This is a genomic window from Pelomonas margarita (assembly GCF_043555875.1).
Taxonomy (GTDB): Bacteria; Pseudomonadota; Gammaproteobacteria; order Burkholderiales; family Burkholderiaceae_C; genus Pelomonas; species Pelomonas margarita.
This window is the reverse complement of sequence record NZ_JBIGHW010000016.1, coordinates 22,838-47,481: the sequence shown is the minus strand read 5'-3', so window position 1 is coordinate 47,481 and position 24,644 is coordinate 22,838. Positions and strand designations below refer to the sequence as shown.

Sequence of the window (24,644 nt, the reverse complement as noted above, 5' to 3'; positions counted from 1 at the left end):
TAGTCGTGCTCACCGTCAGGAGTACGCCATGGGCCGCCCGAAACAAGTTCCTCCCGCCCGCGAGGCCAGCAGCCGCCGCGACTTCTTCAAGCGCTCCGGCGCCGGCACCGTGGCGCTCGTGGCCGCGCCCGCCCTGCTGCCGCTGGGCGCGCAGGCCGTGGCCGCCCACACGGTGTTCCAGCACGGCGTGGCCAGCGGCGACCCGCTGGCCGACCGAGTCATCCTGTGGACCCGCGTCACGCCTGCCGTGCCCAAGCCGGCGGTCACGGTCAGCTACGTCATCGCCACCGACCCGGCGCTGACGCAGGTCGTCAAGCGCGGCAGCACCAAGACCAACCCGTCGCGCGACTACACCGTCAAGGTCGACCCCACCGGCCTGCAGCCCGCCACAACCTACTACTACCAGTTCAGCGCCGAGGGCGCCGTCAGCCCCGTGGGCCGCACGAAGACGCTGCCCGTCACCGGCGTGGACAGCCTGCGCATGGCCGTGGTGAGCTGCTCCAACCACGCCTACGGCTACTTCAACGCCTATGCCCGCATCGCTGCCCGCGGCGACCTGGATCTGGTGCTGCACCTGGGCGACTACCTCTACGAGTACGGCGCCAACCAGTACGGCACCCGCCGCACGCCCGAGCCCGCGCACGAGATGGTCACGCTGGCCGACTACCGCCTGCGCCACGCCCAGTACAAGCGCGACGCCGACGCCCAGTCCCTGCACCGCCAGCACCCGATGATCGCCATCTGGGACGACCACGAGATCACCAACGACGCCTGGAAGCACGGCGCCCAGAACCACCAGCCCGGCACCGAGGGCGACTGGGAAACGCGCCTGGCCGCCGGCCTGCAGGCCTACTACGAGTGGATGCCCATGCGCCCGGCCAACGGCGGCAACCTGCGCGACAACCACCGCGGCTTTGCCTACGGCGACCTGGCCGAACTGCTGATGCTGGAGGAGCGCCTCAGCGAGCGCTCGCAGCAGCTGACCACCGCCCCGCACGCCACCGCCTTCGGCGCCGGCTTTGCCACCACCGACCCTGGCTACGGCGACACCAGCCGCACGCTGCTGGGCACCACGCAGGAAGCCTGGCTCATCGACCGCCTGCGCAGCACGCCGGCGCGCTGGAAGCTGCTGGGCCAGGGCGTCATGTTCGCCCAACTCAAGGCCCCGGGCAGCAACCAGGCCACCGACCCCGGCCTCTACTTCATCAATGGCGACCAGTGGGACGGCTACGAGCCGGCCCGCAACCGCCTCTACGACGCGCTGCGCGGCGACGCGGCGCGGCCGCCGGTCAACAACGTCGTGGTGCTGACCGGCGACATCCACAGCAGCTGGGCCGCCGACCTGCACCCCGACCCCTACAACCCGGCGCAGTACGACAAGGCCACCGGCACGGGCTCGCTCGCGGTGGAGTTCGTCGGTACGTCCGTCACCTCGCCCGGCATCGATAACGACACCAGCGGACAGGTGGCAGGCGCCATCCGCTTCTACAACCCTCACTTCAAGTACGTGCAGCTGACCCGGCGCGGCTACATGCTGGTGGACGTCAACCGCGACCGCACCGTCGCCGAGTGGTGGTACGTGGACACCGTAGCCAGCCCCAGCAACATCGAGACCTTCGCCACCGCCTTCGAGGTGCGCCACGGCGAGAACCGCCTGCGCCCATCGGCCCAGACGCCCTCGCGCGCCACCCCGCCGCTGCTGGCCCCCTGATCCCGAAGGAACCGACATGCACAAAGCTACTCTCGCCCTCGTCCTCGCCACAGCGGCCCTTGGCGCCCAGGCCGCTGACCTCAGCTTCTCCGGCCAGGCCATCAATCACAACGACAAGATCGTCATCGACTTCCAGGTCGCCGCCGGCAGCACCGTCAGCCTGTGGACCGACTCGTGGCAGTCAGGCCTGAACTTCGACCCGCAGCTCTTCCTGTCCAGCGGCGGCACCTTCGTGCTGAACGACGACGACGGCGGCTCGGTCGTCAACGCCGGTGCCGGCCACTACGACGCCGGCCTGCAGTTCACGGCCCTGTCGGCCGGCAGCTACCGCCTCGTGCTGAACGCCGCATCCAACAACGCGCTGGGCAACACGCTGGCCGAGGGCTTCAGCTACGACGCCGACACGCCCATCGCGCTGGCCGACTGGAACCAACCCAGCTACGACCTCAACGCCAACGATCAAAAGGGCGGCTTCTGGCGCCTGAACCTCAGCGGCGTGGCACAGGCTGCCGTCGTGCCGGAACCCGGCCGCGTTGCACTGCTGCTGGCCGGCCTGGCCGGCATCGCCTTCAGCGTGCGGCTGCGCCAGACGCGGCGCTGAACGCCGGCGCCGGCACGGCCTCGCAGGCCCGCGCCTGCGCCATGCCCTTCAGGAAGGCCCGCCGCACCGTGCCCGCTGCGATGGCGGCGGCCACCTGGCGCGAGTAGCGCTCCGCGCCGCTGAGCTTGCGCACCCAGCCGCGGAACGGGATGGCCCCCTCCACCGCACGCTTCGCTGCGCCCGTCACGGCGTCACCGCCACGCTCCACGAGGCTGGGGTTGGCGTCGGTGGCGGGCGTGTCCAGGTCGGCGCCCAGCACCGCGTCCAGCGCGCGGATATCAGCCGCCAGCGCCGGGCAGCTCGGGTCGGCCGGCAGGCGGTAGGGCGCCTGCTGCGCCTGCAACAGCGTGTCCGGGATGGGCGCGTTGACCAGGTTCAGGTCCGACAGCGGCGTGGTGGCCGCCGACGTCATCTGCTGCTGGTGCGACGCCGCGCAGCCGGTCAGGACCAGCACGGCCGACAGGGACATCAGGAGCGAGGTGGGGCGCATGGGTTGAACCTGGAGCAGGCGTGAACGGGCGCGCAGCATAGCCGGGGCCTGATCAGTCCTTGCGCTCCACCAGTTGCCGGCCGGCGTCGGTGTAGCGCTCGTGCAGCGGGTCGATGGCCTGGCGCAGCCGCAGCAGCGCCTCGGGCGCCAGGCGCTGGCCATGGTGGTTCAGCGTCGCACGGGCCAGGTTGATGATGCGCGCATTCAGGCTGCTGCCCGCCAGTTCGGCCAGCGCCTCCAGCGTGCGCTGGTGCTGCTTGCGCACGAGGTGCGCCATCGCCTCGTTCGCCTGGGTGTTGATGGCCTGGGCCGCGTCGCGCACGAGCGCCTCGACCGCGGGCATCGGCGCGGCAGCCAGTTCCAGCAGGTGAGTGCGCGCGCGCGACACGCAGAAGCGCCGCGCCAGCCGCATGGCCCAGGTCATGGCCTGCGGGATGGGCTGCTGCCCGGCGCAGCGCACCAGCAGCATCAGCAGGCTGCTGGCCATCTCGTAGCTGAACTCGGGCTGCTCGATCTGCGCGGCCAGCTGGCGCAGGCCATTCAGCGCCGCCTCGGCGCGCCGCAGCGACAGCTGCAGCGCCACCTCGCTGGTCAGCGTCAACATGCGCACGCGGTAGCTGTCGGGATGGCGGCCCAGGGCCGCCTCCAGGTGCTGGAAGGCCCGCTCGCAGGCGTCGCCCTCGCCCAGGTCCAGGCTGGCGATGGCCAGCGCGACGACGCCTTGAAAGTCCAGCACGCGAGCCTGCGCACCGATGGCCAGCGCCGCGCCGAGGTGCCGGGCCGCCTCCACACTGTGGCCGAGGTAGAGCTGCAACGCGCCCAGCTTCTGCAGGCGCGACACATTGCCCGGCGTGATCTGCACCGCCTTGGCGAAGACCTCGGCGGCGGCCTCGACCTTCATGTCCTCCAACAACGCATGGCCGTAGACGTCGTAGGCGTCGGCATAGGCCGGGTTATCGGTCAGCAGGGTCTCCAACGCGCGGCAGGCCTTGGCCGTGTCGGCATCGCGCAGGTCCAGCCGTGCCAGGCCCAGCCGCGCCCAGGGCACGGCCTTGAAGGCCAGCACGGCCTCCAGCATGCGCCGCGCGGCGTCGAGCCGGCCCAGGCGCAGGTAGAGCTCGGAGCCGATGCGCGCGGCATAGACCTTGTAGAGCTCGCTGTCGCGGAACATGGCCTCGCACAGCTCGGCCGCCTTGGCGTAGTCCGCCTCCTCAATGGCCTGGAAGATCGGCCTGAAGGCCTGCTTGCGCGCCAGCACCACCTGCAGCCGCTCCTCGAACTGGCGCATCGCGATGGGCTTGAGCAGGTAGTCGTCCAGCGCGCCCTCCACCGCCTCGGCAACATGCTGGTAGCGGGCCTCGCCGGTCACCATGATGAAGGCTGTCTGCATGGGCAGGCCCTTGGCCTGGCGCAGCTCGTCCAGCAGGTCCTGGCCGGTCATGTCGTTGGGCCCCTCCTGACGGAACGTCATGTCGCTGAGGATCAGGTCGTAGGGCTGGGGCGCACTCTTGATCATGCGGCGCGCCTCTTCCGGGCGGCGCGCCGTGTGCAGGTGCTGGTGGCGCACGCCCAGGTTGCGCAGCATGCTGCCCAGCACGGAGCGGGCCAGCTCGACCTCGTCGATGATGAGCACGAGCAGCTTGTCCATCGGCATGCCGCCAGACAGTGAGAAAGCGGGGTCCACCTGGGTTCCGGCTACGTCTTGGGTCACCGCAGTCTGGCAGTAATGGGAATCTTGCGCAGAGGTTTCTGCTGCCAGCCCACCACTTGCTGTCGCCGCCTCACGCCAGCAATTGCTCCAGCCGCTGCTCGCGCAGCCCGTAGAAGCGCTTGATCTCGGCAATCTGCGCCAGCAGCTCGGGCCGGCGCGCAGCCAGGGCCTGGGCAGCAGGCCCCTGCGCCTTCACGGCCAGGATCATCTTGTTCTTGCTGGTGTGCTCCAGCGCGATGAACTCGAACACCTGGGTGCGGTAGCCCTGGCTCTCCAGCAGCAGCGCGCGCAGGCTGTCGGTCACCATCTCGGCCTCCTGGCCCAGGTGGATGCCATGCTGCAGCACGGGCCGCAGCGCCGCCGGCAGCTGCATCTGGGGCCGGATCTCCTTGTGGCAGCAGGGCGAGCTCATGATGATGCGGGCGCCGCTCTGCAGGCCGACGTGCAGCGCGTGGTCGGTGGCGATGTCGCAGGCGTGCAGCGCGATCATCACGTCCAGCGGCTGCACCGGCTGGGTGCGCACGTCGCCCTGGTCGAAGCGGATGCCGACCAGCTGCTCGCCGTCGATCACGGCGTTGCACAGGCGCACCATGTCGTCGCGCAGCTCGATGCCGGTCACGCGCGGCGCCAAGCCCTGCGCCTGCAACCAGTCGTGCACGGCAAAGGTGAGGTAGCCCTTGCCGGAGCCGAAGTCCGCCACGCGCACCGGGCCCTGCAGCTGGGCCTCGTCCACGGCGGCGGACAGGATCTCGACAAAGCGGTTGATCTGCTTCCACTTGCGCGCCATCGCCGGCACCAGCGCCGGCTCGCCCTTGACGAGGTGGGTCAGCCCCAGCGCGCGCCAGACGGGATGCGCCATCTCCAGCGGGCGGTGCTTGGCCTTGTCGTGCGCGGCGGGGGTGGCCGGCTCATCTGCGGCGGCATCGAGCCGCGTGACGCGCAGGGTCTCGCGGCCCTTGCGGCTGACGGCGAACTGCACTTCCTCGCTCGCCGTGTGCAGATGGGCGTTGCGAAAGCGCGCGCCAAGCAGCGCGGCGATCTCGGCCAGGCCGGAGGCGGGCGCGTGGTTCTTGGTGACGTCCTTGGTGCGGTGCCGCCACAGAAAGCTCAGCGCCGGCTCGCCGCGCAGCTCGATGGCGCGCACGGTCAGGCGCTCGACATCGGCGTCCTCACCGTCCACCGCCACCGGGCCGGACAGCAGCAGCTTGCCGAACTGACCGCTGGCCAGCGCGAGGCGCAGCAGGTGCAGGAAGCGCTCATGCGCAGGCGCCGTGGCGGCGGGGGGCGGGGTGATCAGGCTCGTGAACATCGAGCCGGATTGTCTCAAGCGTGCGTGATGAGCCCGCGCTGCGCCGGATGATCCAGGTGCGCCAGCGTGTTGAAGCTGACGAGATGATGCCGCTTGGGGTTGAACGCGAACTCCGTGACAGCCGCGTTGCGCAGCCGCAGGTTGAGCTCCACGACTGACTCCGCCGGGCAGGCCAGCACCTGGCCCACGGCCGTGGAGATGGGCCCGCCGCTGGAGACGATGAGCACCTGCCGACCCGCCCCCCCGGCCAGCACGCGGGCCAGCGCGTCGGCCACGCCGGAGGCGAACTCGGCATGCGTGGGCATGCCCGCCGGGGCGACCTCGCCGCGCATCCAGGCCAACAGGCCCGTGCGCAGCAACCGGAAGTGCTGCTTCACCGTCTCGGCATCCGTGGGCTTGGCCAGCGGGCCGGGGTGGATGGCGCGCACGATGGCCTCGCTGTCGTACTCGTTCAGGCCGGGCATCGCAACGGCCGGTAGGTCCTCGCCAAAACCCTCGGCGATGCCGGCGAGTGATTGCGCATGGCGCTTGAGCGTGCCCGTGAAGACGGCATCGAAGCGCTGGCCGCGCTCGCGCCACCAGGCGCCCAGCAGGCGGCATTGCTCGTGGCCGGTGGGGCTGAGCTGGTCGTAGTCGGCGGCGCCGAAGCTGGCCTGGCCGTGGCGAACGAGGTAGAGGCTTCCCATGGCCGCCATGATGACGGGCCGGCCGGGCGCCGGCTGTCGCGACAATGACGTCATGTCACGCCTGCGCCAAGCCACCCGAGACGACACCGCCGAGCTCTGGCGCGTGCGCTACGCCGTCACCGAGAACACGCTGACGCCCGGGCGCATCTCCGACGCCGAGCTGCACGCCCACCTGGAGACGCACGGCCGCGGCTGGGTCGTTGAGCTGGCGCCGGCCCCGGACCTGCGGATTGCCGGCTTCGCGATCGGCGACGCGCGCAGCGGCCACATCTGGGCCATGTTCGTGGACCCGGCGCTGCACGGCCAGGGCCACGGCCGCGTGCTGCACAACGTGATGGTGGACTGGCTGTTTGCGCAGGGCCACGAGCGACTGGACCTGGGCACCCAGCCCGGTTCACGCGCCGAGGCCTTCTACCGCCGCGCCGGCTGGCGCCCCGTGGGCGACGGGGTGGACGCGCACGGCGACCGATTGTTTGAACTGCTAAAGAAAGACTGGACCTCCCATGCTTGACACCCACGTCATCGAGACCGGCCCCAACCCGCGCACGACGATCATCGTGCTGCACGGCCTGGGCGCCGACGGCTATGACTTCGTGCCCATCTGTGGCGAGCTGGACCTGGCAGCCATCGGGCCGGTGCGCTATGTGTTCCCGCATGCGCCGCAGCGCCCGGTCACCATCAACAACGGCTATGTGATGCGGGCCTGGTACGACATCCGCGTGGTGGACCTGCAGCGCCAGGAAGACGAGGCCGGGCTGCGCGAATCGCAGCGCCAGATCGCCGCGCTGATCGACGCCGAGCGCGCCCGCGGCATGCCGGCCGAGCGCATCGTGCTGATGGGCTTCTCGCAGGGCTGCGCCATGACGCTGATGACGGCGCTGCGCTACCCCGAGCGCCTGGGCGGCGCGGTGGGCATGTCGGGCTACCTGCCGCTGGCGCCGACGACGGCCGCCGAGCGCCACGCCGCCAATGCCGACCTGCCGCTGTTCCTGGGCCACGGCACGCAGGACCCCATCGTGGCGCTGTCCAGGGGTACCGCCGCCCGCGACGCGCTGCGCGCGCTGGGCCACGAGGTGCAGTGGCACGACTACCCCATGCCGCACTCGGTGTGCCCGGAGGAGATCGCGCACATCAACGCCTGGCTGCTGGCGCAACTGGCCTGAGTTGGCGGCGCTGTTCGAGGCGTCGCCTCGCAGCGCATGACGGAAGATCGACGAGTCATGGAGCGCCTGGCCGAACAGATCGTTGACTGGCACAACCGCCACCCGCTCGCCCGCCGCATCCGCGCGGGCGACGTGCACACCATTGGCGTGGTGGCGCTGCCGTTCGTGCGCACGGCGGCGCAGACGGGCAGCGTCGTCGAGCCGGTGCTGACCGACGTCGTCAGCGCGTTCGACGAGCTGCACGGCTCGCCGCCGGTGTCGCGCTGGGCCGTGTGGCTGCAGCGCCTGCAGGCCCTGCCCGGCCAGTTGCTCGGCAAGCTGCAGGGCCGCCAGCCGCGCACGCAGTGGCGGGCGTTCAGCGAGAAGTTCCTGCCCGGGCTCAGCGTGGACCGCATCGAGCGTTTCGCGCTGGCGCATGGCTACACGGAAGCGCCGGCCGCGCAGGATGCCAGGCCGTGGCGCGTCATCGTCATCGACGAGAAACTGGCCGCACAACGCGGCGGCTGGCCGCTGGAGCTCTACCTGATGAGCGCCGGCATCGACGTGGACACGGCCCGCACCCGCGTGCTGAGCGGGCGAGGCATTCCGTCGCAGATCATCGGCCGGCGCCTGTGGGACCTGAAGCGCGTGGCTGCTGCGGCGGCAGCGGCCGTAGTGCTGCTGGGCGTGGGCGCCTGGCTGCTGTGGCCGCGCCACGCCGCCGACCCGCATGCCGAGCCGGCCCCGGCCGCACCTGCCGCCCACCAAGCCGCGTCTGCGGCTGCGTTGCCCGCATCGGCGTCGGTGGCGCCCCCGGCGGACGCGGCTTCTGCGGCCGAACCCGCCGAGGCGGCTTCGGGCGCGGCCGAATCGGCCGACGCGGCCTCCCAGCCCGCCTCGGGTGTTGACCCGGCGCCCACACGCACGCCCAACACGCCGGTGCCCGCCAGCGAGCTGCCGCGCCACGGCACGGCCGCCGTCGACGGCATGCCCGACATCCGCCCACGGCTGGTGGAACGCACCGACGGCCTGGAGCGGCCGCCGCTGCGCTCGACCAGGCCGGCCGAGGCCGGCCCCGCAGGCGCGGCCGCCGGGCCGGTGACGATGCCTGCCACGCCCACCCGCACGGCGACACCTGGCACGGCCACCGATGCCGAGCGCAGCGCCGAGCCCGCCGACCCGCGCATGACACGCCTGGCCGAAGCGCCGGCCAAGAGTGGCGGCGCCCCCGTGGCGCTGGTGGGCCCGGCCGGCAGCAAGGCCGACGCCGAGGCCTTGTTGAAGAAGATGAAGGAAGGCCTGGCCGGCGTGCACGGCAACCCCGACGCGCTGCAGGCCGACGTCATCCAGACGCCCGAGGGCTGGCGCGCCACCGTCTGGCCGTTCACAAACCGCGAGCAGGCGCAGCTGATCAACGCGACGCTGGTGGCGCGCGGGCTGAAGACCAAGGCGGTGAACTTCTAGCCGAAGCGCTCGGCCAGGAAGTCCAGCAGCAGGCGCAGCGCCAGCGGCTGGTATTGCCGCGACAGGTAGACGCCGTGGATGGCGTGCGACTCCGGCTCGCACCCCGGCAGCACGCGCACCAGGCGGCCGGCGCGCAGGTCGTCGTCGACAAGGTAGTCCGGCAGGATGGCCAGGCCCGCGCCGGCCAGCACGGCGCGGTGCATGACGGCCGCGTCGTTGCTCTGCAGCACGGCGCGCACCGGCACGCGCAGCCACTGGCCGGCGTGCTGCAGCGTGTAGTCGCTGCGGTTGACGTAGGCATGTGTCACGCAGCGGTGCTGGCGCAGGTCCTCAGGCGTGACCAGCGGCGGCGCACCGGCGAGGTAGCCCGGCGTGGCGCACAGCACTGAGTTGAAGCGCCCCAGCGGCCGCGCCACCAGACCCGGGTCCAGCTGGTTGCTGATGCGCACGGCCAGGTCGATACGCTCCTCGACGAGATTGACGGCGCGCTCCAGCACGACGAGCTCCACCTCACAGTCCGGGTGCCGGGCCAGGAACTCGGCCACAGCCGCCGCCAGCCGCGCCTGCGCCAGCGAGGCGCTGGCCGTCACGCGCAGCCGGCCACGAGGCGCGAGCTGCTGCTCGCCGGCGGCCGCCTCGGCCTCGCGGGCCAGCTCCAGCATCTGCCGGCAGCGCAGCAGCGCGCCGGCACCGGCTTCGGTGAGGCTGACGCGCCGCGTCGTGCGCTGCAGCAGCCGCGCGCCCAGCCAGCGCTCCACGCTCTCCAGGTAGCGCGACACCATCGCGCGCGACATGTCCAGCGCATCGGCCGCCTGCGTCAGGCTGCCGCGTTCGGCCACCTCCACGAACACCTGCATCGCGATCAGGCGGTCCATGATTTGCTCGATCCAGTTGACAAAGAAGCGACTTTAGCGGCGTTTATTCATCCAACCAGCGCAAATAGAGTGCAAGTCATTCCCTCCACCTCTCCAAGGACCGCCATGAACCCCCTCAAGACGCTGCGCCGCTTCGCCCTGCCGCTGGCCGCGCTCACGCTGGGCCTCACCGACGCCGGCGCCCAGGCCACCGCACCTGCCGCCGCCCCGGCGCCGCTGGCGCTGCAGGTCTACAACGCCGACGCCGGCAGCTTCCACGTCAACGCGGTGCTCGTCAGCGGCAAGACCGACGCCGTGCTGCTGGACACCGGCTTCACGCGCGCCGACGCGCTGCGCATCGCCGGCATGGTGCTGGACAGCAAGAAGACGCTGACCACCATCTACATCAGTCAGGCCGACCCCGACTTCTACTTCGGCATCGGCGTGCTGAAGGCCTTCTTCCCGCAGGCGCGCGTCGTCGCCACCGCGCCCACCGTCAAGAAGATCGCGGCGACGCTGCCGACCAAGCTGCAGGTGTGGGGCCCGCGCCTGGGCGCCAACGCACCGCAGACCGTACCGCTGCCCGAGGCGCTGGCCACGCCGGTCATCGAGCTGGAGGGCGAGAAGCTGGAAATCCGCGGTCTGGACGACGCGCTGGCGCACCGCAGCTATGTCTGGATTCCGTCGCTGCGCACCGTCGCCGGTGGCGTCAACGTGTTTGCCGACCTGCACGTGTGGACGGCCGACACGCCGACCGTGCAGGAGCGTGCTGCCTGGCGCGACAAGCTGTCGGCCATGGCCGCGCTGCAGCCGCTGCGTGTCATCCCCGGCCACAGCCGCGCCGGCACGCCGCAGGACGCCACGCAGATCCGCTGGACGCAGGACTACCTCGCCCGCTTCGAGACCGAACTGCCCAAGGCTGCCAACGCCGCTGCGCTGATCGGCACGCTGCAGCAGGCCTACCCGGACGCGGGTCTGGGCATCGCGCTGGACATCGGCGCCAAGGTCAACAAAGGCGAGATGAAGTGGTGAGGCCTCCGGCGGGCCTGCGGATGACGAAGGCGCGCTTGTCGCTGGGGTCGAAGCCGCAGCGCTCGTAGAACGCCCACACGGCGGGGTCTTTCTTGCCGGTCGTCAACACAACCTTGTAACAGTCTGCCGCCGCAGCCTGTTGCACGGCATGCCGGACAACGACCTGGCCGTGGCCACGACCGCGATGATCCGCATGTGTGACCACGTTCTCGATGACGCCGTAGCTACGGCCGCCCCGCGTCAGGTTGGGGATGACCATCAGATTGCAGCTGGCAATCAGAGAGCCCTCCTCAAAGACACCGAAGTGCCGCAGACCGGGGTGCGTGAACGCCGCCTGGATGGCTGCGGGCGTCGGAGGCGCATCGCCGGCGTTCAGGTGCTGGTACAGCGCCACGAGGGCGTCGACATCGTCGACGCCCAGGTCGCGGATCGCGACCACCGGACTCACCTCACCTCGAGCTTCATCGTGTTGGCGATGAAGGCCAGCATGTCGCTGCGCTCCTCGATGATCTTGGAGGTCGGCTTGCCGGCGCCGTGGCCCGCATTGACCTCGATGCGGATCAGCTTGGGCGCCGGGCCGGTGTCGGCGGCCTGCAGCGCGGCGGTGTACTTGAAGCTGTGCGCCGGCACGACGCGGTCGTCGTGGTCACCCGTGGTCACCATGACGGCCGGGTAGGTCGCGCCGCTCTTGATGTTGTGCAGCGGCGAGTAGGCGTACAGCGCCTTGAACATGTCGGCCTTGTCGCTGGTGCCGTAGTCCGTGGCCCAGGCCCAGCCAATGGTGAAGTGCTGGTAGCGCAGCATGTCCAGCACACCCACCTGCGGCACCGCGGCAGCGAACAACTCCGGCCGCTGGTTGACGACCGCGCCCACCAGCAGGCCGCCGTTGGAGCCGCCGTTGATGGCCAGCGTGGAGGGGCTGGCCACCTTGTTCTTGACCAGCCATTCGCCAGCGGCGATGAAGTCGTCGAACACGTTCTGCTTGTTCAGCTTGGTACCGGCCTCATGCCAGGCCGAGCCGTACTCGCCACCACCACGGATGGACGCGATGACGTAGACGCCGCCCATCTTCAGCCAACTGGCCGCCGTGACGCCGTAGGCCGGCGTCATGGAGATGTTGAAGCCGCCATAGCCGTACAGCAGCGTCGGGTTGCTGCCGTCCAGCTTCAAGCCCTTCTTGGCGGCGATGAAGATGGGGAAGCGCGTGCCGTCCTTGCTGGTGACGAACTCGCGGCGGGTCTCGAACTCGTCGGTGTTGAAGGCCGTCTTGGGCTTCTTGAACAGTTCGATCTTGCCGGTCTTGACGTCATAGCGATGGATCTCGGCCGGCGTCGTCAGGCTGGTGTAGCTGAAGAAGGTCTCGGTGTCGCTCCAGCGGCCGCCGAAGCCGCCGGCCGTGCCCACGCCGGGCAGCTGGACCTCGCTCAGGCGCTTGCCGTCGGCGCCATGCACGCGCACCAGCGTGGCGGCGTCCTGCAGGTAGCTCAGCAGGTAGCGGCCACCCACGGCGGAAGCCTGCGTCATCGCGTCAGGCCCCTGGTCCACCAGCGTCTTCCAGTGCGCAGGCGCGGGGTTCTTCAGGTCGATGCTGATGAGCTTGCCGCGCGGGGCGCCCTTGTCGGTGCGCACGACGAGCTTGCCGCCCTGCGCAGCGACCGGGCTGTACATGGCATCGAAATCCACCGTGATGGCCTGCGGCTTGCCGCCGGCAAAGCTGCCATCAAATCGACCCTTTGGCAGCGGCAGCACCAGCAGGCCGTTCTTGCTGCCGGCACTCTTCCAGACGCTGATCAGCAGCAGCTGGCCGTCGTCGGACACCTCGGCGCCGAAGCCCCATTCCTTGTCGTCACGGTTCTCGGCAACGAGCACGTCGTCGCTCTGCGGTGTGCCCAGGCGGTGGTAGTACAGCTTCTGGAAGTAGTTGGCACCCTTGAGTTTCTCGCCGTCCTTGGGCGCGTCGTAGCGCGAGTAGAAGAAGCCACGGCCGTCGGCCGTCCAGGCCGCGCTGCTGAACTTGACCCACTCGATCTTGTCGTCCAGATCCTGGCCGGTGGCGAGGTCGCGCACCTTCCAGGTCTGCCAGTCGGAGCCGGCACCGGCGATGCCGTAGGCGATCAGCTTGCCGTCGCGCGACGGCACCAGGCCCGAGAGCGCCACCGTGCCGTCCTTGGACAGCAGGTTGGGGTCCAGCGCCACGGTGGGCGCGTCCTTCAGCGACTTGGCCGTGTAGATGACGTTCTGCTGTTGCAGGCCGTCGTTGCGACTCCAGAAGTAGCGGCCGCCCTCGCGAAACGGGATGCCGAAGCGCTCGAAGTTGTAAAGCTCGGTGTAGATGCGGCGCGCCGGCAGGCGCTGCGGCATGGCGTCGAGGAACTTGTCCGTGACCTTGTTCTGCTCGACGACCCAGGCCTTGGTCTCGGCGCTGTTGTCGTCTTCCAGCCAGCGGTAGGGGTCGGCGACCGAGGTACCGTGATAGACGTCAGCCTGGTCGACCTTGCGCGTGACCGGGTAGGTCAGCGACTGGGCATGGGCCGAAGTGGCGAGCGTGGCCGCGAGGGTGACGGCGGTCAGGGCGAGCTTCATCGTGCGAAGTCCTGGGGGTCAAGAAGGCGCGGATTGTCTCCGCGCCATCCGCCTCGGCCGATGGTCACTCCGGGTTTCACCCGGCACGCAGCGTCAGCTCCGGTAGTCAGCGTTGATCGTCACGTAGTCGTGGCTGAGGTCGCAGGTCCACACGGTGGCGCTGGCCGAGCCGCGGTTCAGGCCCACGCGGATGGTGATCTCGCTCTGCTTCATGACGCGCTGGCCGTCCTCCTCGCGGTACGCGGGCAGGCGCCCACCCTGGCGCACGACGGCAACGTCGTCCAGGTCCAGGTCGATCAGGCTCTGGTCCAGGTCGCCAATGCCGGCATAGCCGACGGCTGCCAGGATGCGACCCAGGTTCGGGTCGCTGGCGAAGAAGGCCGTCTTGACCAGCGGCGAGTGGGCGATGGCGTATGCCGCCAGCTTGCACTCGGCCTCGTCGCGGCCGCCATCGATGGTGATGGCGATGAACTTGGTGGCGCCCTCGCCGTCGCGCACGATGGCCTGGGCCAGCTCCTGCGACAGGCTGATCAGCGCTTCGCGCAGCGTCTTCGCGTCGGCGCTGTCCAGCGACGTGATCTCGGCGTGCGGGGCCTTGCGGCTGGCGATCAGCAGGAAGCAGTCATTGGTGGACGTGTCCCCGTCGATGGTGATGCGGTTGAAGGACGCGTCGGCGGCTTCCTTGACCAGCGGCTGCAGCAGCTCCGGCGCGATGTTGGCGTCCGTCGCGACGAAGCCCAGCATCGTCGCCATGTTGGGGCGGATCATGCCGGCACCCTTGGAGATGCCCGTCAGCGTGACCGGCACGCCGCCGATCGTGATGCGACGCGACGCGGCCTTGGGCAGCGTATCCGTCGTCATGATGCCGGCGGCGGCCTCGCCCCAGTTGGCCGCCTGCAGCGCGGCCAGCGCACCGGGCAGGCCGGCGGCAATGCGGTCAACCGGCAGCGTCTCCATGATGACGCCGGTGGAGAACGGCAGCACCTGCTGCGGCTCGCAGCCGATCAGGCCGGCCAGCGCCTCGCAGGTCTGGCGCGCGCGGGACAGGCCGTCGGCGCCGGTGCCGGCGTTGGCATTGCCGGTGTTGATGACGAGCGCGCGCACGGCGGCACCCGCGGCCAGGTGCTCGCGGCACACCTGCACCGGCGCGGCGCAGAAGCGGTTGGTCGTGAACACGCCGGCCACGGCGGCGCCCTCGTCCAGCGCGATGACGGTCAGGTCGCGCCGGTTGGCCTTGCGCACGCCGGCCATCGTCACGCCAAGGCGCACGCCCGGCACGGGCAACAGGGTGGCGGGATCGGGGGCGGACAGGTTGACGGGCATGGCGTGCTCAGTGAAAGAGGTCAGGGAAACCCGGGGATTCTAGGAAAGCAAAAAGGCTCCCGAAGGAGCCTTTTCGATGAAGCGGCTGAAGGTCAGCGCGGCTGGCGGCGGCGGGCCACCCAAGCCACCACGCCGAGGCCGGCCAGCAGCAGGGCGTAGGACTCGGGCTCGGGCACCACGGCCACAGGCGACGTCAGCTTGGTCGCGACCACCAGATCCTGGTAGTCACCGTTCGTCAGCTTATAGACGGAGTAGGTGCTGGTACCGGTGTAGCTGAGTGCGCTCGCCAGGAAGGTGCTGGCCAGCGAGGTCACGCCGCTGGCACCGGTGACGGAGAAGTTGCCGTCGAGGATGCCGTAGGTCGTCGACCCGTTGACCGCCTTCTCCTGGGTCAGCTCCCACACGGCGGTCTGGAACGCGGCCTGCGCCACGGAATCCCAGGCAGCGCCCGCGCCGGTCTTGTACGAGGTCGTGTACAGCGCGGCGAGCAGCTTGCCCTCGTTGCCACCCAGGACCGACTTGTCGTACGTTGCCGTGAGCTTGGAGTTGGGTTGCGTGGGTTCGATGCAGAAAGCTTCGAAGCTGGTGGACGTGCCGCCGGCCAGTTGCGTGTAGCCCAGCTCGTGCGCCAGCGCGCCCCTGGAGCCGCCATAAACCTGATCGCCGTCGACAAACGCCTTCATGCGCTCGCCCGCAAGCGCGGAATTGCCCTTCCAGGCCACGTCGACCTGCTCGGTCGCCGCCAGGGCGGTGTGGCTGACGACAGCTGCGGCGAACACGGCAGCGAACTTGGTGGTGCGAGAAATCATGATCTGTTCCTGGTGACGCTGCGTGTCTATCAAGCCTTGCGACGGCGCGTGGCTGCCAGGGCGCCGCCCACCGCAACCAGGGCCAGCCAGCCCGCATCCGGCTCAGGCAGTTCCATCGCTGCCGAGAAGCCCTGACCGTCCTTGTCACTGAAGGCCGTACCCGTCACGTTCAACGTCCATGCGCCGGCGTCCAGCTGACGGGTCGCGAAGCTCCATTCCTCGAAGCCCACGCGGGCAGCCGCCCAGTTGACGCCAACCAACTCCACCCAGCTCAGCACTTCGCCGGTGGTCTGGTTCTTCAGCGACACGCTTTCGATGTCGATGGAAGGCCTGACCCCCTGCAGGGCAGTGGTCTTCAGCGAGCCACTCACCCAGGTGCTGTCGGTCAGCGTGAACAGCGACAGGCCGGTCTCGACGAACGAGGTGCCATCGCCCGTGTCGTCCAGGTAATCAGACCGGGACACCGTCACCGTGCCGGCAAACGCGGCAGAAGCGAGGCTGAGAGCGGCGGCGGCAAACAAGGCTTTCATGACGAGCTTTCTTGAACTTCTACCGGACAAACCCGGGTAGCAACATGTTCTGGGACTGCACTCTAGGGGGCCTCATCCCCCCAGAGCACCCCCCATGCGCGTGGACGACACTCCGCTTTGTGCGCAAACGCACGGTTTCCCCCCCAGTTGGGCGGGGCCGCCAGGGGCAGCGCCTGACGCAAAACGGGCCGGCAATGCCGGCCCGTGACGAATTCACGCGCGGGAACTCAGGCCAGCTTGCCGTGGCAGGCCTTGAACTTCTTGCCGCTGCCGCAGGGGCAGGGATCGTTGCGGCCGACGTGGCCGAACTGCTCCAGCAGCGTGGCCGGGTCGACCTCCTGGCTGACCGAGCCGTCCTCGTTGGGGTGCTGGTAGGTCACGTTGGACAGGCCCGTCGCGCGCTGCTCGATGGCCTCGGCGGCCCGGTCGGCTTCTTCCTGGCTCTGGATACGCACGTTCATCAGAATGCGCGTGACTTCCATCTTCACGACGTCCAACAGCTGCGAGAACAGCTCGAAGGCCTCGCGCTTGTATTCCTGCTTGGGGTTCTTCTGGGCGTAACCACGCAGGTGAATGCCCTGACGCAGGTAGTCCAGTGCGGCCAGGTGCTCACGCCAGCGCTGGTCGATGCTCTGCAGCAGCACCATGCGCATGAAGGGGTTGAACTGCTCGATGCCGACGCGGTCGATCTTGGTCTGGAACAGCTCGTCTCCGGCCTTGACGACTGCCGCGACGATCTCTTCATCAGTGATGGAGTCGCTCTTCTTGACCAGTTCGGCCAGCGACACGTCGATCTGCCACTCCTCGCGCAGCACTTGCTCCAGCGCCGGCAGGTCCCACTGCTCTTCCAGGCTTTCCACCGGCACGTAGGTGCGCACCACGTCAGTCAGCGTGGACGCCCGCAGCGACGCGATCTGCGCCACCAGCTGCTCGGCCTCGAGGATGTCGTTGCGCTGCTGGTAGATGACCTTGCGCTGGTCGTTCGACACGTCGTCGTACTCCAGCAGCTGCTTGCGGATGTCGAAGTTGCGGGCCTCGACCTTGCGCTGCGCGCCTTCGATGCTGCGCGTGACGATGCCGGCCTCGATGGCCTCACCCTCAGGCATCTTGAGCCGGTCCATGATGGCGCGGACGCGCTCACCGGCAAAGATGCGCATCAGCTGGTCGTCCAGCGACAGGTAGAAGCGCGAGCTGCCCGGGTCGCCCTGGCGGCCTGCACGGCCGCGCAGCTGGTTGTCGATGCGGCGGCTTTCGTGGCGCTCGGTCGCGATGATGCGCAGGCCGCCCTCGGCCTTGACCTTCTCGTGCAGGCCCTGCCACTCGTCCTTGAGCTGCTGGATGCGCGCGGCCTTCTCGCCTTCCGGAATCGCCTCGTCGGCCTCGATGAACTTGACCTGGTTCTCGACGTTGCCGCCCAGCACGATGTCGGTGCCGCGGCCGGCCATGTTGGTGGCGATCGTGATGACGCCCGGGCGGCCCGCCTGGGCAACGATCTGCGCCTCCTTCTCATGCTGCTTGGCGTTCAGCACGTTGTGCGGCAGCTTGGCCTGGTTCAGCAGGCCCGAGATCAGCTCAGAGTTCTCGATGGACGTCGTGCCCACCAGCACCGGCTGGCCGCGCTCGTGGCAGCGCCGGATGTCCTCGATGACGGCGGCGTACTTTTCCTTGTCCGTCTTGTAGACCAGGTCCAGCTCGTCCTTGCGGATGGTCGGGCGGTTCGGCGGGATGACGACGGTTTCCAGGCCGTAGATCTCTTGGAACTCGTAGGCCTCGGTGTCGGCCGTGCCCGTCATGCCCGACAGCTTGCCGTACATGCGGAAGTAGTTCTGGAAGGTGATCGACGCCAGCGTCTGGTTTTCGGCCTGGATTTGCACGCCTTCCTTGGCCTCGACGGCCTGGTGCAGGCCGTCGCTCCAGCGGCGGCCCGACATCAGGCGGCCGGTGAACTCGTCGACGATGACGACCTCGCCGTTCTGCACGACGTAGCTCTGGTCCTTGTGATAGACGTGGTGGGCCCGCAGCGCTGCATTCAGGTGATGCATCAGCGTGATATTGGCCGCGTCGTACAGGCTCGCGCCCTCGGCGATCAGGCCGGCCTGGGCCAGCAGTGCTTCCGCGTTCTCGTGGCCGTCCTCGGTCAGGTGGATCTGGTGCGACTTCTCGTCCACCGTGAAGTCGCCCGGCTCGATGACGCCCTCACCCGTGCGCGGGTCCAGCTCGCCGATCTGCTTCTTCAGGCGCGGCACGACCGAGTTGATCTTCAGGTAGACATCGGTGTGGTCGTCGGCCTGGCCCGAGATGATCAGCGGCGTGCGCGCCTCGTCGATGAGGATGGAGTCCACCTCGTCGACGATGGCGTAGGCCAAGCCGCGCTGCACGCGGTCGGCCGTCTCGTAGACCATGTTGTCGCGCAGGTAGTCGAAGCCGTACTCGTTGTTCGTGCCGTAGGTGACGTCGGCGGCATAGGCGCTCTGCTTCTGCTCGCGCGGCATCTGCGGCAGGTTGATGCCCACCGACAGGCCCAGGAAGTTGTACAAGCGCCCCATCCACTCGGCATCGCGGCGCGCAAGGTAGTCATTCACCGTGACGACGTGGACGCCCTTGCCGGTCAGCGCGTTCAGGTAGACCGGCAGCGTGGCCATCAACGTCTTGCCTTCGCCGGTGCGCATCTCGGCCACCTTGCCGGCATTCAGCACCATGCCGCCGATCAGCTGCACGTCGAAGTGGCGCATCTTCAGCGCCCGCTTGCTGCCTTCACGGCAGACGGCGAACGCCTCGGGCAGGATGTCGTCAACCGTCTCACCGGCGGTGATGCGCTGCTTGAACTCTTCCGTCTTGCCCCGCAACTCGTCATCCGTCAGCGCCTCGAACTTGGGCTCCAGCGCATTGATCTGCTGCACGGTGCGGCGGTAGCCTTTGAGCAGACGCTCGTTGCGGCTGCCGAAAATCGAGGTGAGAAGCTTGGGCAACATGCTGCAGGTGACGAAACAGGGGCTGGGCACGGGCCGGCGGGAGCCGGGTGACGCGCGAATCTGGGGGCGGGCCTGGGCAATGCAAGGCGGGTTTGCCTGGCCGCGCAAAGCGGCGCAGTTTAGCAGCGGGCCTGTGCCGGACTGCCCGGCTGACTACACTGCCGCCATGGCCCCGCCCCGCTACCTGGCCCCCACGCGCAGCCGCGCCAGCGTTCCGTCGCCGACGCCGATGGCCGACGCGTTGCGCGCTCACGAAGGCCTGGCGCGGCTGGGCGAGCGGCTGGAGGCGTCGCGGCGCTGCCTGCGCGTCATCGCGCCCGCGCTGCCCGGCACGCTGATGGCCGGCATCCAGGCGGGCCCGCTGGACGAAGAGGGTTGGAGCCTGCTCGTCGCCAACGCCGCCATCGCGGCCAAGCTGCGCCACCTGCTGCCCCGCCTGGAGGCCCTGCTGGCCCAGGCCGGCCTGCCCGGGCGCATCCGCGTGAAGCTGGCGCAGAAATAGAAAAACCCACGGTCGCGAGACCGTGGGTTTTCATTGGTGCCGGCTATCGGATTCGAACTGATGACCTACCGCTTACAAGGCGGTTGCTCTACCAACTGAGCTAAGCCGGCGAAAACAGAAGCGCAGATTCTAGACTGAGCGCGACCGCTGGCTCGCGGTCGCGCCGCTCTATTTCACGCGCTTGAGTGCAGGGCGCGGGCCACCGCCCGGGGCGTCGGGCGGCGTTGGCGCGTCGTCACCCGCCTCATCGCCAGCCTCACTGGCCAGGCGCAGGCCGCTGCGGCGCGGCTCGGCGGGCACCGCGACGGGCGGCGGCACGCCTTCGGCCGGCGCCTCGGGCGCGGGGAAGGCCATGCCCTGGCCGTTCTCGCGTGCGTAGATAGCGACCACGTGGTCCACCGGCACAAGGATCTCGCGTGCCACGCCGCCGAAGCGCGCCTTGAACTGGATGAACTCGTTGCCGAGGTCCAGCCCGCTGGTCGCATCGAAGCCGATGTTCAGCACGATCTCGTTGTTCGAGACGTACTCCATCGGCACCTGCACCGAGCGGTCGACGTGGACCGCGATGTAGGGCGTGAAGCCGTTGTCCGTGCACCAGTCGTGCAGTGCGCGGATCAGGTACGGCCGGGTGGACGTGCCCCCACCCGTGCCTGCGGAAGCGGGGGTCTGGTCCATCAGCGGCGCATCACCTTCTCGGACGGCGTCAGCGCCTCGATGTAGGCCGGGCGGCTGAAGATGCGCTCGGCGTACTTCAGCAGCGGCAGCGCGTTCTTGGACATGTCGATGCCGTAGTAGTCCAGGCGCCACAGCAGCGGAGCGATGGCCACGTCGAGCATCGAGAAGTCGTCGCCCAGCATGTACTTGTTCTTCAGGAAGATCGGGGCGAGCTGGGTCAGGCGGTCGCGGATCTGGGCGCGGGCCTTCTCCAGTTGCTTGTCCGTCGCCTTGGCCGTCATGCCGCGGCCTTCGAGCACGTTCACGTGGGCGAACAGCTCCTTTTCGAAGTTCAGCAGGAACAGGCGCACGCGTGCGCGGGCCACCGGGTCGCCGGGCATCAGCTGCGGGTGCGGGAAGCGCTCGTCGATGTACTCGTTGATGATGTGCGACTCATACAGGATGAGGTCGCGCTCGACGAGGATGGGCACCTCGTTGTACGGGTTCATCAGAGCGATGTCTTCAGGCTTCGCGAACAGGTCAACGTCGCGGATTTCGAAGTCCATGCCTTTCTCGAACAGCACGAAGCGGCAGCGGTGCGAGTAGGGGTCGGTGGTACCGGAGTAGAGGACCATCATGGCTTGGGCTCCCGAGGGGTCAGTCAATCAAAACGCGCAGCGGCGCTGCGCCAAAAAGCAAACGCAGTGGGTCGCTTTGTGCGCGTCCCACTGCGTGGTTCGGCGCCGCTGCAGGGCAGCAGCGCCGGGACTCGGCAGTTACTTCACGTCCTTCCAGTACGACGCATTCAGTCGCCAGGCGAACAAGGTCAGGAAGCTGAGGAAGATCAACACGAGGACACCCAGCTGGAATCGCTGGGACTGTGCCGGCTCGCCCATCCATTGCAGGTAGGCCACCAGGTCACCGACGGCCTCATCGTACTGGCGCTCGCTCAGGGCGCCAGGCGTCAGCTGTTCGTAGCCGGCAAACACGTGGAGCTTCTTGCTCGGATCGTGCGGATCCGGCGCGTCCTCGAACTTCGCCACGCGCTGGCCCTGCAGTTCCCACATCACATGCGGCATCGCGACGCTGGGGAAGGCCAGGTTGTTCCAACCCGTTGCCTTGGTGTCGTCGCGGTAGAAGTTCCGCATGTAGGTGTAGAGGTAGTCCGCACCCGAGCCCTTGGAGCCATCGGCCCGCGAGCGCGCGATGACGGTCAGGTCGGGCGGGTTGGCGCCGAACCAGTCCTTGGCGTCCTGCGGGTTGAGGCTGACCTTCATGGTCTCACCGACCTTGTCGGCGGCGAACAGCAGGTTGTTCTTGATGTCGGCTTCGCTCAGGCCGATATCGCGCATGCGGTTGTAGCGATGGAAAGCAGCCGCATGGCAGTTCAGGCAGTAGTTGACGAACAGCTTGGCGCCGTTTTGCAGCGCGGCCATGTCCGACATCTTCTCCTTGGGGAACTTGTCCCAGGCGATGCCGCCACCGGCGGCTTGAGCGCTGCCGGCAAAGCCCAGGGTGATCAGCAGGATGGCGATCAGCTTTTTCATTGGTGTTCTAGCTCCGCGGCTCAGTGGGCGTTGAAGGTCACACGGTCGGGCACCGGCTTGGGCGTTCCCAGGCGGCTCCACCACGGCATCAGCAGGAAGAAACCGAAGTAGAACAGCGTGCCGATCTGCGCCACCAGCGTGCCCAGGTCGCTGGGCGGCTGGATGCCGAGGTAGCCCAGCCACAGGAAGAACACGACGAACACGGCGTACACGTACTTGTGCCAGTCGGGGCGGTAGCGGATGGACTTGACCGGGCTGTGATCCAGCCAAGGCAGGAAGAACAGGATGACGACCGCGCCACCCATGACGACCACGCCCCAGAACTTGGCGTCGAAGACCTTGAGCAGGCCGATCAGCACCAGCGCACCAACGAGCAGCGCGATCTTGGCGGGGCCGCCGAACTTGCCCTTCAGGAAGCTCACGACCGCCGCCAGGCCGATGACGCCGCACAGCACGTTGACCATCACGTCGGTGGTCGCACGCAGCATGGAATAGAACGGTGTGAAGTACCAGACAGGCGCGATGTGCGCCGGCGTCTTCAGCGGGTCGGCCGGGATGAAGTTGTTGTATTCCAGGAAGTAGCCGCCGAACTCGGGCGCGAAGAACACGATCGACGTGAAGGCCAGCAGGAACAGGCACACCCCGTAGATGTCATGCACCGAGTAGAACGGGTGGAAAGGCACGGCGTCCAGCGGCTTGCCGTTGGCGTCCTTCGGGCCCTTCTTGATCTCGACGCCGTCCGGGTTGTTGGAGCCCACATCGTGCAGCGCCAGCAGGTGGGCGACCACGAGGCCCAGCAGCACCAGCGGCACGGCGATGACGTGGAAGCTGAAGAAGCGGTTCAGTGTGGCGTCGCCGACGACGAAGTCGCCGCGGATCATCAGCGCCAGGTCTTCACCAACGAAGGGCACGGCCGCGAACAGGTTCACGATGACCTGGGCGCCCCAGTACGACATCTGGCCCCAGGGCAGCAGGTAGCCCATGAAGGCCTCGGCCATCAGGCACAGGAAGATCGCGCAACCGAAGATCCAGACCAGCTCGCGCGGCTTGCGGTAGCTGCCGTAGATCAGGCCACGGAACATGTGCAGGTAGACGACAACAAAGAAGGCCGATGCACCGGTGGAGTGCATGTAGCGGATCAACCAACCCCAGGGCACGTCACGCATGATGTACTCGACCGACGCGAAGGCGAGGCCCGCATCCGGCTTGTAGTGCATCACGAGGAAGATGCCGGTGACGATCTGGATCACCAGCACCAGCAGCGCCAGCGAGCCGAAGATGTACCACCAGTTGAAGTTCTTCGGCGCGTAGTACTCCGACATGTGGACCTTGTAGGCGTCGAACGCGGTCGGGAACCGGTTCTCCAGCCAGGTCATGGTCTTCACGCCGACAGATGCGCCTGCGGGAGCTTCCTTGAATTCAGCCATGTGTCGTCCCGTTTGTTCTAGTTAGGCCTTCTTGTCCTCGCCGATCAACAGCTTGGTGTCGGCAAGGTACATGTGGGGCGGCACTTCGAGGTTGTCGGGCGCCGGCTTGTTCTTGAAGACGCGGCCGGCCATGTCGAAGGTCGAGCCGTGGCAGGGGCACAGGAAGCCGCCCGTCCAGTCATCCGGCAGCGACGGCTGCGGGCCCGAGGCGAACTTGTCGCTGGGCGAGCAGCCCAGGTGCGAGCAGATACCCACGGCGACGAAGTACTCCGGCTTGATGGAGCGATGACCGTTCTTGGCGTAATCGGGGGTCGGGTAGGCCTTGCGATCGGAATTCGGGTCTGCCAGCGCAGCGTCGAGCTGCTTGAGCGCTTCCAGTTGCTCGGGCGTGCGGCGCACGATCCAGACCGGCTTGCCGCGCCATTCCACCGTCAGCTTCTCGCCGGGCTTCAAGCCGGAAATGTCCACCTCGACCGGCGCGCCGGCGGCCTTGGCTCGTTCGCTGGGCGCAAAGGTGCTGACGAAGGGAACGGCGGTTGCCACGCCACCCACGGCGCCGGCACAACCGGTTGCGATCAACCAGGTGCGCTTGCCTTGGTCCACTTGCTGGTCACTCATGAGGGTCCTCTAAAGAGACTTCTGATCTCGGGCAGCCGGGGATTCTAGCGGAGGCTGGCTGGCACCCCGCCGCGCCGCGCGGGCGAAAGCACGCAGGTTTACCCGCCTTATGGCCCTGCGGACTTGGCGTCAACATCGGCGGCACCCCTCACAATCCATCCCTTTTGCAGGAGTCCGCATGAGTTTCTTGTCCGAGTTCCGGGAGTTCGCCGTCAAGGGCAACGTCATCGATCTGGCCGTCGGCGTCATCATCGGCGGCGCGTTCGGCAAGATCGTGGACTCGCTGGTCGGTGACGTCATCATGCCGGTGGTCAGCAAGGTGTTCGGCGGGCTGGACTTCAGCAACTACTTCATCCCGCTCGCCGGCCAGACCGCCACGACGCTGGCCGACGCCAAGAAGGAAGGCGCTGTGCTGGCCTACGGCAGCTTCATGACCGTGTCGCTGAACTTCATCATCCTGGCTTTTGTCATCTTCCTGATGATCAAGCAGATCAACCGCCTCAAGCGCAGCGAACCCGCCGCCGCCCCGGCCGAACCGCCGCCCACGCCGGAAGACATCCAGCTGCTGCGCGAGATCCGCGACTCGCTCAAGCGCTGATCGCAGTTGCAAGCACCCGGTAAACAATCGTTACCGGGCTTTTTTTTGCCACGGATTTGGCGACCCGCTGGAAATCCCGGC

General features: G+C 68.3%; 24 protein-coding genes and 1 tRNA gene. 8 read left to right on the top strand and 17 right to left on the bottom strand.

From position 1 onward, the window contains the following. The first annotated feature begins 28 nt into the window (after positions 1–28). Both ACG0Z3_RS20845 and ACG0Z3_RS20840 read left to right on the top strand, forming a co-directional pair. Positions 29–1,711: an alkaline phosphatase D family protein gene (locus ACG0Z3_RS20845; protein ID WP_394401315.1), complete on the top strand. Its 1,683-nt coding sequence runs from the start codon at positions 29–31 to the stop codon at positions 1,709–1,711. Between the two features lie 16 nt (positions 1,712–1,727). After that, on the top strand, positions 1,728–2,312 hold the full coding sequence (locus ACG0Z3_RS20840; protein ID WP_394401313.1) for a DVUA0089 family protein: 585 nt from the start codon (positions 1,728–1,730) through the stop codon (positions 2,310–2,312). Here ACG0Z3_RS20840 and ACG0Z3_RS20835 read toward each other — a convergent pair. From ACG0Z3_RS20835 to ACG0Z3_RS20820, 4 genes are all read right to left on the bottom strand, one after another. Further along, complete coding sequence (locus ACG0Z3_RS20835) at positions 2,281–2,802, bottom strand: hypothetical protein (RefSeq protein ID WP_394401310.1); 522 nt, start codon at positions 2,800–2,802, stop codon at positions 2,281–2,283. The genes ACG0Z3_RS20840 and ACG0Z3_RS20835 overlap by 32 nt on opposite strands. Before the next feature lie 52 nt (positions 2,803–2,854). After that, positions 2,855–4,456, bottom strand: coding sequence for a response regulator (locus ACG0Z3_RS20830; protein WP_394401307.1), 1,602 nt, complete (start codon positions 4,454–4,456; stop codon positions 2,855–2,857). A gap of 127 nt (positions 4,457–4,583) precedes the next feature. Further along, positions 4,584–5,822: a class I SAM-dependent methyltransferase gene (locus tag ACG0Z3_RS20825; RefSeq protein ID WP_394401305.1), complete on the bottom strand. Its 1,239-nt coding sequence runs from the start codon at positions 5,820–5,822 to the stop codon at positions 4,584–4,586. Between the two features lie 14 nt (positions 5,823–5,836). Further along, positions 5,837–6,508, bottom strand: coding sequence for a histidine phosphatase family protein (locus ACG0Z3_RS20820; protein WP_394401391.1), 672 nt, complete (start codon positions 6,506–6,508; stop codon positions 5,837–5,839). Between the two features lie 52 nt (positions 6,509–6,560). On the opposite strand from ACG0Z3_RS20820, the gene ACG0Z3_RS20815 reads away from it, so the two are divergent. From ACG0Z3_RS20815 to ACG0Z3_RS20805, 3 genes are read left to right on the top strand one after another with little or no spacing between them, the layout of a single operon-like run. Beyond that, complete coding sequence (locus ACG0Z3_RS20815) at positions 6,561–7,019, top strand: GNAT family N-acetyltransferase (protein ID WP_394401303.1); 459 nt, start codon at positions 6,561–6,563, stop codon at positions 7,017–7,019. Then, complete coding sequence (locus tag ACG0Z3_RS20810; protein ID WP_394401301.1) at positions 7,012–7,671, top strand: alpha/beta hydrolase; 660 nt, start codon at positions 7,012–7,014, stop codon at positions 7,669–7,671. Before ACG0Z3_RS20815 ends, ACG0Z3_RS20810 begins: the two co-directional genes overlap by 8 nt. 36 nt (positions 7,672–7,707) lie before the next feature. Further along, entirely contained in the window at positions 7,708–9,114 is a 1,407-nt protein-coding gene (locus ACG0Z3_RS20805) for a hypothetical protein (protein WP_394401299.1), read from the top strand. Here ACG0Z3_RS20805 and ACG0Z3_RS20800 read toward each other — a convergent pair. Further along, positions 9,111–9,989 (bottom strand): LysR family transcriptional regulator, encoded by an 879-nt coding sequence (locus ACG0Z3_RS20800; RefSeq protein ID WP_394401296.1) that lies wholly within the window; start codon positions 9,987–9,989, stop codon positions 9,111–9,113. The two genes, ACG0Z3_RS20805 and ACG0Z3_RS20800, sit on opposite strands and share 4 nt — an antisense overlap. A 105-nt stretch (positions 9,990–10,094) precedes the next feature. Here ACG0Z3_RS20800 and ACG0Z3_RS20795 point away from each other — a divergent pair, with 105 nt between their 5' ends. Further along, positions 10,095–11,000 (top strand): MBL fold metallo-hydrolase, encoded by a 906-nt coding sequence (locus ACG0Z3_RS20795; protein ID WP_394401293.1) that lies wholly within the window; start codon positions 10,095–10,097, stop codon positions 10,998–11,000. On the opposite strand, the gene ACG0Z3_RS20790 is transcribed toward ACG0Z3_RS20795, so the two are convergent. From ACG0Z3_RS20790 to secA, 6 genes are all read right to left on the bottom strand, one after another. Next, positions 10,975–11,439, bottom strand: coding sequence for a GNAT family N-acetyltransferase (locus ACG0Z3_RS20790; RefSeq protein ID WP_394401290.1), 465 nt, complete (start codon positions 11,437–11,439; stop codon positions 10,975–10,977). The genes ACG0Z3_RS20795 and ACG0Z3_RS20790 overlap by 26 nt on opposite strands. A 5-nt stretch (positions 11,440–11,444) precedes the next feature. After that, positions 11,445–13,583, bottom strand: coding sequence for a prolyl oligopeptidase family serine peptidase (locus tag ACG0Z3_RS20785; RefSeq protein ID WP_394401288.1), 2,139 nt, complete (start codon positions 13,581–13,583; stop codon positions 11,445–11,447). A 93-nt stretch (positions 13,584–13,676) separates the two neighbouring features. Next, complete coding sequence (argJ, locus tag ACG0Z3_RS20780) at positions 13,677–14,906, bottom strand: bifunctional glutamate N-acetyltransferase/amino-acid acetyltransferase ArgJ (RefSeq protein WP_394401286.1); 1,230 nt, start codon at positions 14,904–14,906, stop codon at positions 13,677–13,679. A 92-nt stretch (positions 14,907–14,998) separates the two neighbouring features. Next, positions 14,999–15,715, bottom strand: coding sequence for a PEP-CTERM sorting domain-containing protein (locus ACG0Z3_RS20775; protein ID WP_394401284.1), 717 nt, complete (start codon positions 15,713–15,715; stop codon positions 14,999–15,001). 29 nt (positions 15,716–15,744) lie between these two features. After that, the gene (locus ACG0Z3_RS20770) at positions 15,745–16,245 is read right to left on the bottom strand and encodes a hypothetical protein (RefSeq protein ID WP_394401282.1); all 501 of its coding nucleotides are present in this window, start codon (positions 16,243–16,245) and stop codon (positions 15,745–15,747) included. A 227-nt stretch (positions 16,246–16,472) separates the two neighbouring features. Then, positions 16,473–19,217, bottom strand: coding sequence for a preprotein translocase subunit SecA (gene secA, locus ACG0Z3_RS20765; protein ID WP_394401279.1), 2,745 nt, complete (start codon positions 19,215–19,217; stop codon positions 16,473–16,475). A 166-nt stretch (positions 19,218–19,383) separates the two neighbouring features. Between secA and ACG0Z3_RS20760 the strand changes: the two genes are divergently transcribed. Continuing rightward, positions 19,384–19,719, top strand: coding sequence for a hypothetical protein (locus ACG0Z3_RS20760; RefSeq protein WP_394401276.1), 336 nt, complete (start codon positions 19,384–19,386; stop codon positions 19,717–19,719). A gap of 34 nt (positions 19,720–19,753) precedes the next feature. Here the strand turns inward: ACG0Z3_RS20760 and ACG0Z3_RS20755 are convergent. The 6 genes from ACG0Z3_RS20755 to petA form a co-directional block, all read right to left on the bottom strand. Then, a tRNA-Thr gene (locus ACG0Z3_RS20755) sits at positions 19,754–19,829 on the bottom strand. Positions 19,830–19,887: 58 nt separating this feature from the next. Next, positions 19,888–20,394 carry a ClpXP protease specificity-enhancing factor gene (locus ACG0Z3_RS20750; RefSeq protein WP_394401273.1) on the bottom strand — a complete coding sequence of 169 codons (507 nt, stop codon included), beginning with the start codon at positions 20,392–20,394 and terminating at the stop codon, positions 19,888–19,890. Next, a complete protein-coding gene (locus tag ACG0Z3_RS20745; RefSeq protein ID WP_268168929.1) occupies positions 20,394–21,011 on the bottom strand; it encodes a glutathione S-transferase N-terminal domain-containing protein in 618 nt (205 codons plus the stop codon). The genes ACG0Z3_RS20750 and ACG0Z3_RS20745 overlap by 1 nt, the downstream gene beginning before the upstream one ends. Positions 21,012–21,149: 138 nt before the next feature. Then, complete coding sequence (locus ACG0Z3_RS20740) at positions 21,150–21,920, bottom strand: cytochrome c1 (RefSeq protein ID WP_394401268.1); 771 nt, start codon at positions 21,918–21,920, stop codon at positions 21,150–21,152. A gap of 20 nt (positions 21,921–21,940) precedes the next feature. Beyond that, a complete protein-coding gene (locus ACG0Z3_RS20735; protein ID WP_394401265.1) occupies positions 21,941–23,347 on the bottom strand; it encodes a cytochrome b in 1,407 nt (468 codons plus the stop codon). Between the two features lie 21 nt (positions 23,348–23,368). Continuing rightward, positions 23,369–23,965, bottom strand: coding sequence for a ubiquinol-cytochrome c reductase iron-sulfur subunit (gene petA, locus ACG0Z3_RS20730; protein ID WP_394401262.1), 597 nt, complete (start codon positions 23,963–23,965; stop codon positions 23,369–23,371). A gap of 178 nt (positions 23,966–24,143) precedes the next feature. On the opposite strand from petA, the gene mscL reads away from it, so the two are divergent. Beyond that, positions 24,144–24,563, top strand: coding sequence for a large conductance mechanosensitive channel protein MscL (gene mscL / locus ACG0Z3_RS20725; protein WP_268168925.1), 420 nt, complete (start codon positions 24,144–24,146; stop codon positions 24,561–24,563). The last annotated feature ends 81 nt before the right edge of the window (positions 24,564–24,644 follow it).

Excerpts from the sequence above, each read along its gene's own strand:
- ACG0Z3_RS20760 (WP_394401276.1), top strand. The coding sequence starts at position 19,384 with ATGGCCCCGCCCCGCTACCTGGCCCCCACGCGCAGCCGCGCCAGCGTT.
- ACG0Z3_RS20810 (WP_394401301.1), top strand. The coding sequence starts at position 7,012 with ATGCTTGACACCCACGTCATCGAGACCGGCCCCAACCCGCGCACGACG.
- ACG0Z3_RS20750 (WP_394401273.1), bottom strand. The coding sequence starts at position 20,394 with ATGGACCAGACCCCCGCTTCCGCAGGCACGGGTGGGGGCACGTCCACC.
- ACG0Z3_RS20835 (WP_394401310.1), bottom strand. The coding sequence starts at position 2,802 with ATGCGCCCCACCTCGCTCCTGATGTCCCTGTCGGCCGTGCTGGTCCTG.
- secA (WP_394401279.1), bottom strand. The coding sequence starts at position 19,217 with ATGTTGCCCAAGCTTCTCACCTCGATTTTCGGCAGCCGCAACGAGCGT.
- ACG0Z3_RS20775 (WP_394401284.1), bottom strand. The coding sequence starts at position 15,715 with ATGATTTCTCGCACCACCAAGTTCGCTGCCGTGTTCGCCGCAGCTGTC.
- ACG0Z3_RS20770 (WP_394401282.1), bottom strand. The coding sequence starts at position 16,245 with ATGAAAGCCTTGTTTGCCGCCGCCGCTCTCAGCCTCGCTTCTGCCGCG.
- petA (WP_394401262.1), bottom strand. The coding sequence starts at position 23,965 with ATGAGTGACCAGCAAGTGGACCAAGGCAAGCGCACCTGGTTGATCGCA.
- ACG0Z3_RS20820 (WP_394401391.1), bottom strand. The coding sequence starts at position 6,508 with ATGGGAAGCCTCTACCTCGTTCGCCACGGCCAGGCCAGCTTCGGCGCC.
- ACG0Z3_RS20795 (WP_394401293.1), top strand. The coding sequence starts at position 10,095 with ATGAACCCCCTCAAGACGCTGCGCCGCTTCGCCCTGCCGCTGGCCGCG.
- ACG0Z3_RS20840 (WP_394401313.1), top strand. The coding sequence starts at position 1,728 with ATGCACAAAGCTACTCTCGCCCTCGTCCTCGCCACAGCGGCCCTTGGC.
- ACG0Z3_RS20735 (WP_394401265.1), bottom strand. The coding sequence starts at position 23,347 with ATGGCTGAATTCAAGGAAGCTCCCGCAGGCGCATCTGTCGGCGTGAAG.
- argJ (WP_394401286.1), bottom strand. The coding sequence starts at position 14,906 with ATGCCCGTCAACCTGTCCGCCCCCGATCCCGCCACCCTGTTGCCCGTG.
- ACG0Z3_RS20740 (WP_394401268.1), bottom strand. The coding sequence starts at position 21,920 with ATGAAAAAGCTGATCGCCATCCTGCTGATCACCCTGGGCTTTGCCGGC.
- ACG0Z3_RS20830 (WP_394401307.1), bottom strand. The coding sequence starts at position 4,456 with ATGCCGATGGACAAGCTGCTCGTGCTCATCATCGACGAGGTCGAGCTG.
- ACG0Z3_RS20815 (WP_394401303.1), top strand. The coding sequence starts at position 6,561 with ATGTCACGCCTGCGCCAAGCCACCCGAGACGACACCGCCGAGCTCTGG.
- ACG0Z3_RS20785 (WP_394401288.1), bottom strand. The coding sequence starts at position 13,583 with ATGAAGCTCGCCCTGACCGCCGTCACCCTCGCGGCCACGCTCGCCACT.
- ACG0Z3_RS20745 (WP_268168929.1), bottom strand. The coding sequence starts at position 21,011 with ATGATGGTCCTCTACTCCGGTACCACCGACCCCTACTCGCACCGCTGC.
- ACG0Z3_RS20825 (WP_394401305.1), bottom strand. The coding sequence starts at position 5,822 with ATGTTCACGAGCCTGATCACCCCGCCCCCCGCCGCCACGGCGCCTGCG.
- ACG0Z3_RS20805 (WP_394401299.1), top strand. The coding sequence starts at position 7,708 with ATGACGGAAGATCGACGAGTCATGGAGCGCCTGGCCGAACAGATCGTT.
- ACG0Z3_RS20800 (WP_394401296.1), bottom strand. The coding sequence starts at position 9,989 with ATGGACCGCCTGATCGCGATGCAGGTGTTCGTGGAGGTGGCCGAACGC.
- ACG0Z3_RS20845 (WP_394401315.1), top strand. The coding sequence starts at position 29 with ATGGGCCGCCCGAAACAAGTTCCTCCCGCCCGCGAGGCCAGCAGCCGC.
- mscL (WP_268168925.1), top strand. The coding sequence starts at position 24,144 with ATGAGTTTCTTGTCCGAGTTCCGGGAGTTCGCCGTCAAGGGCAACGTC.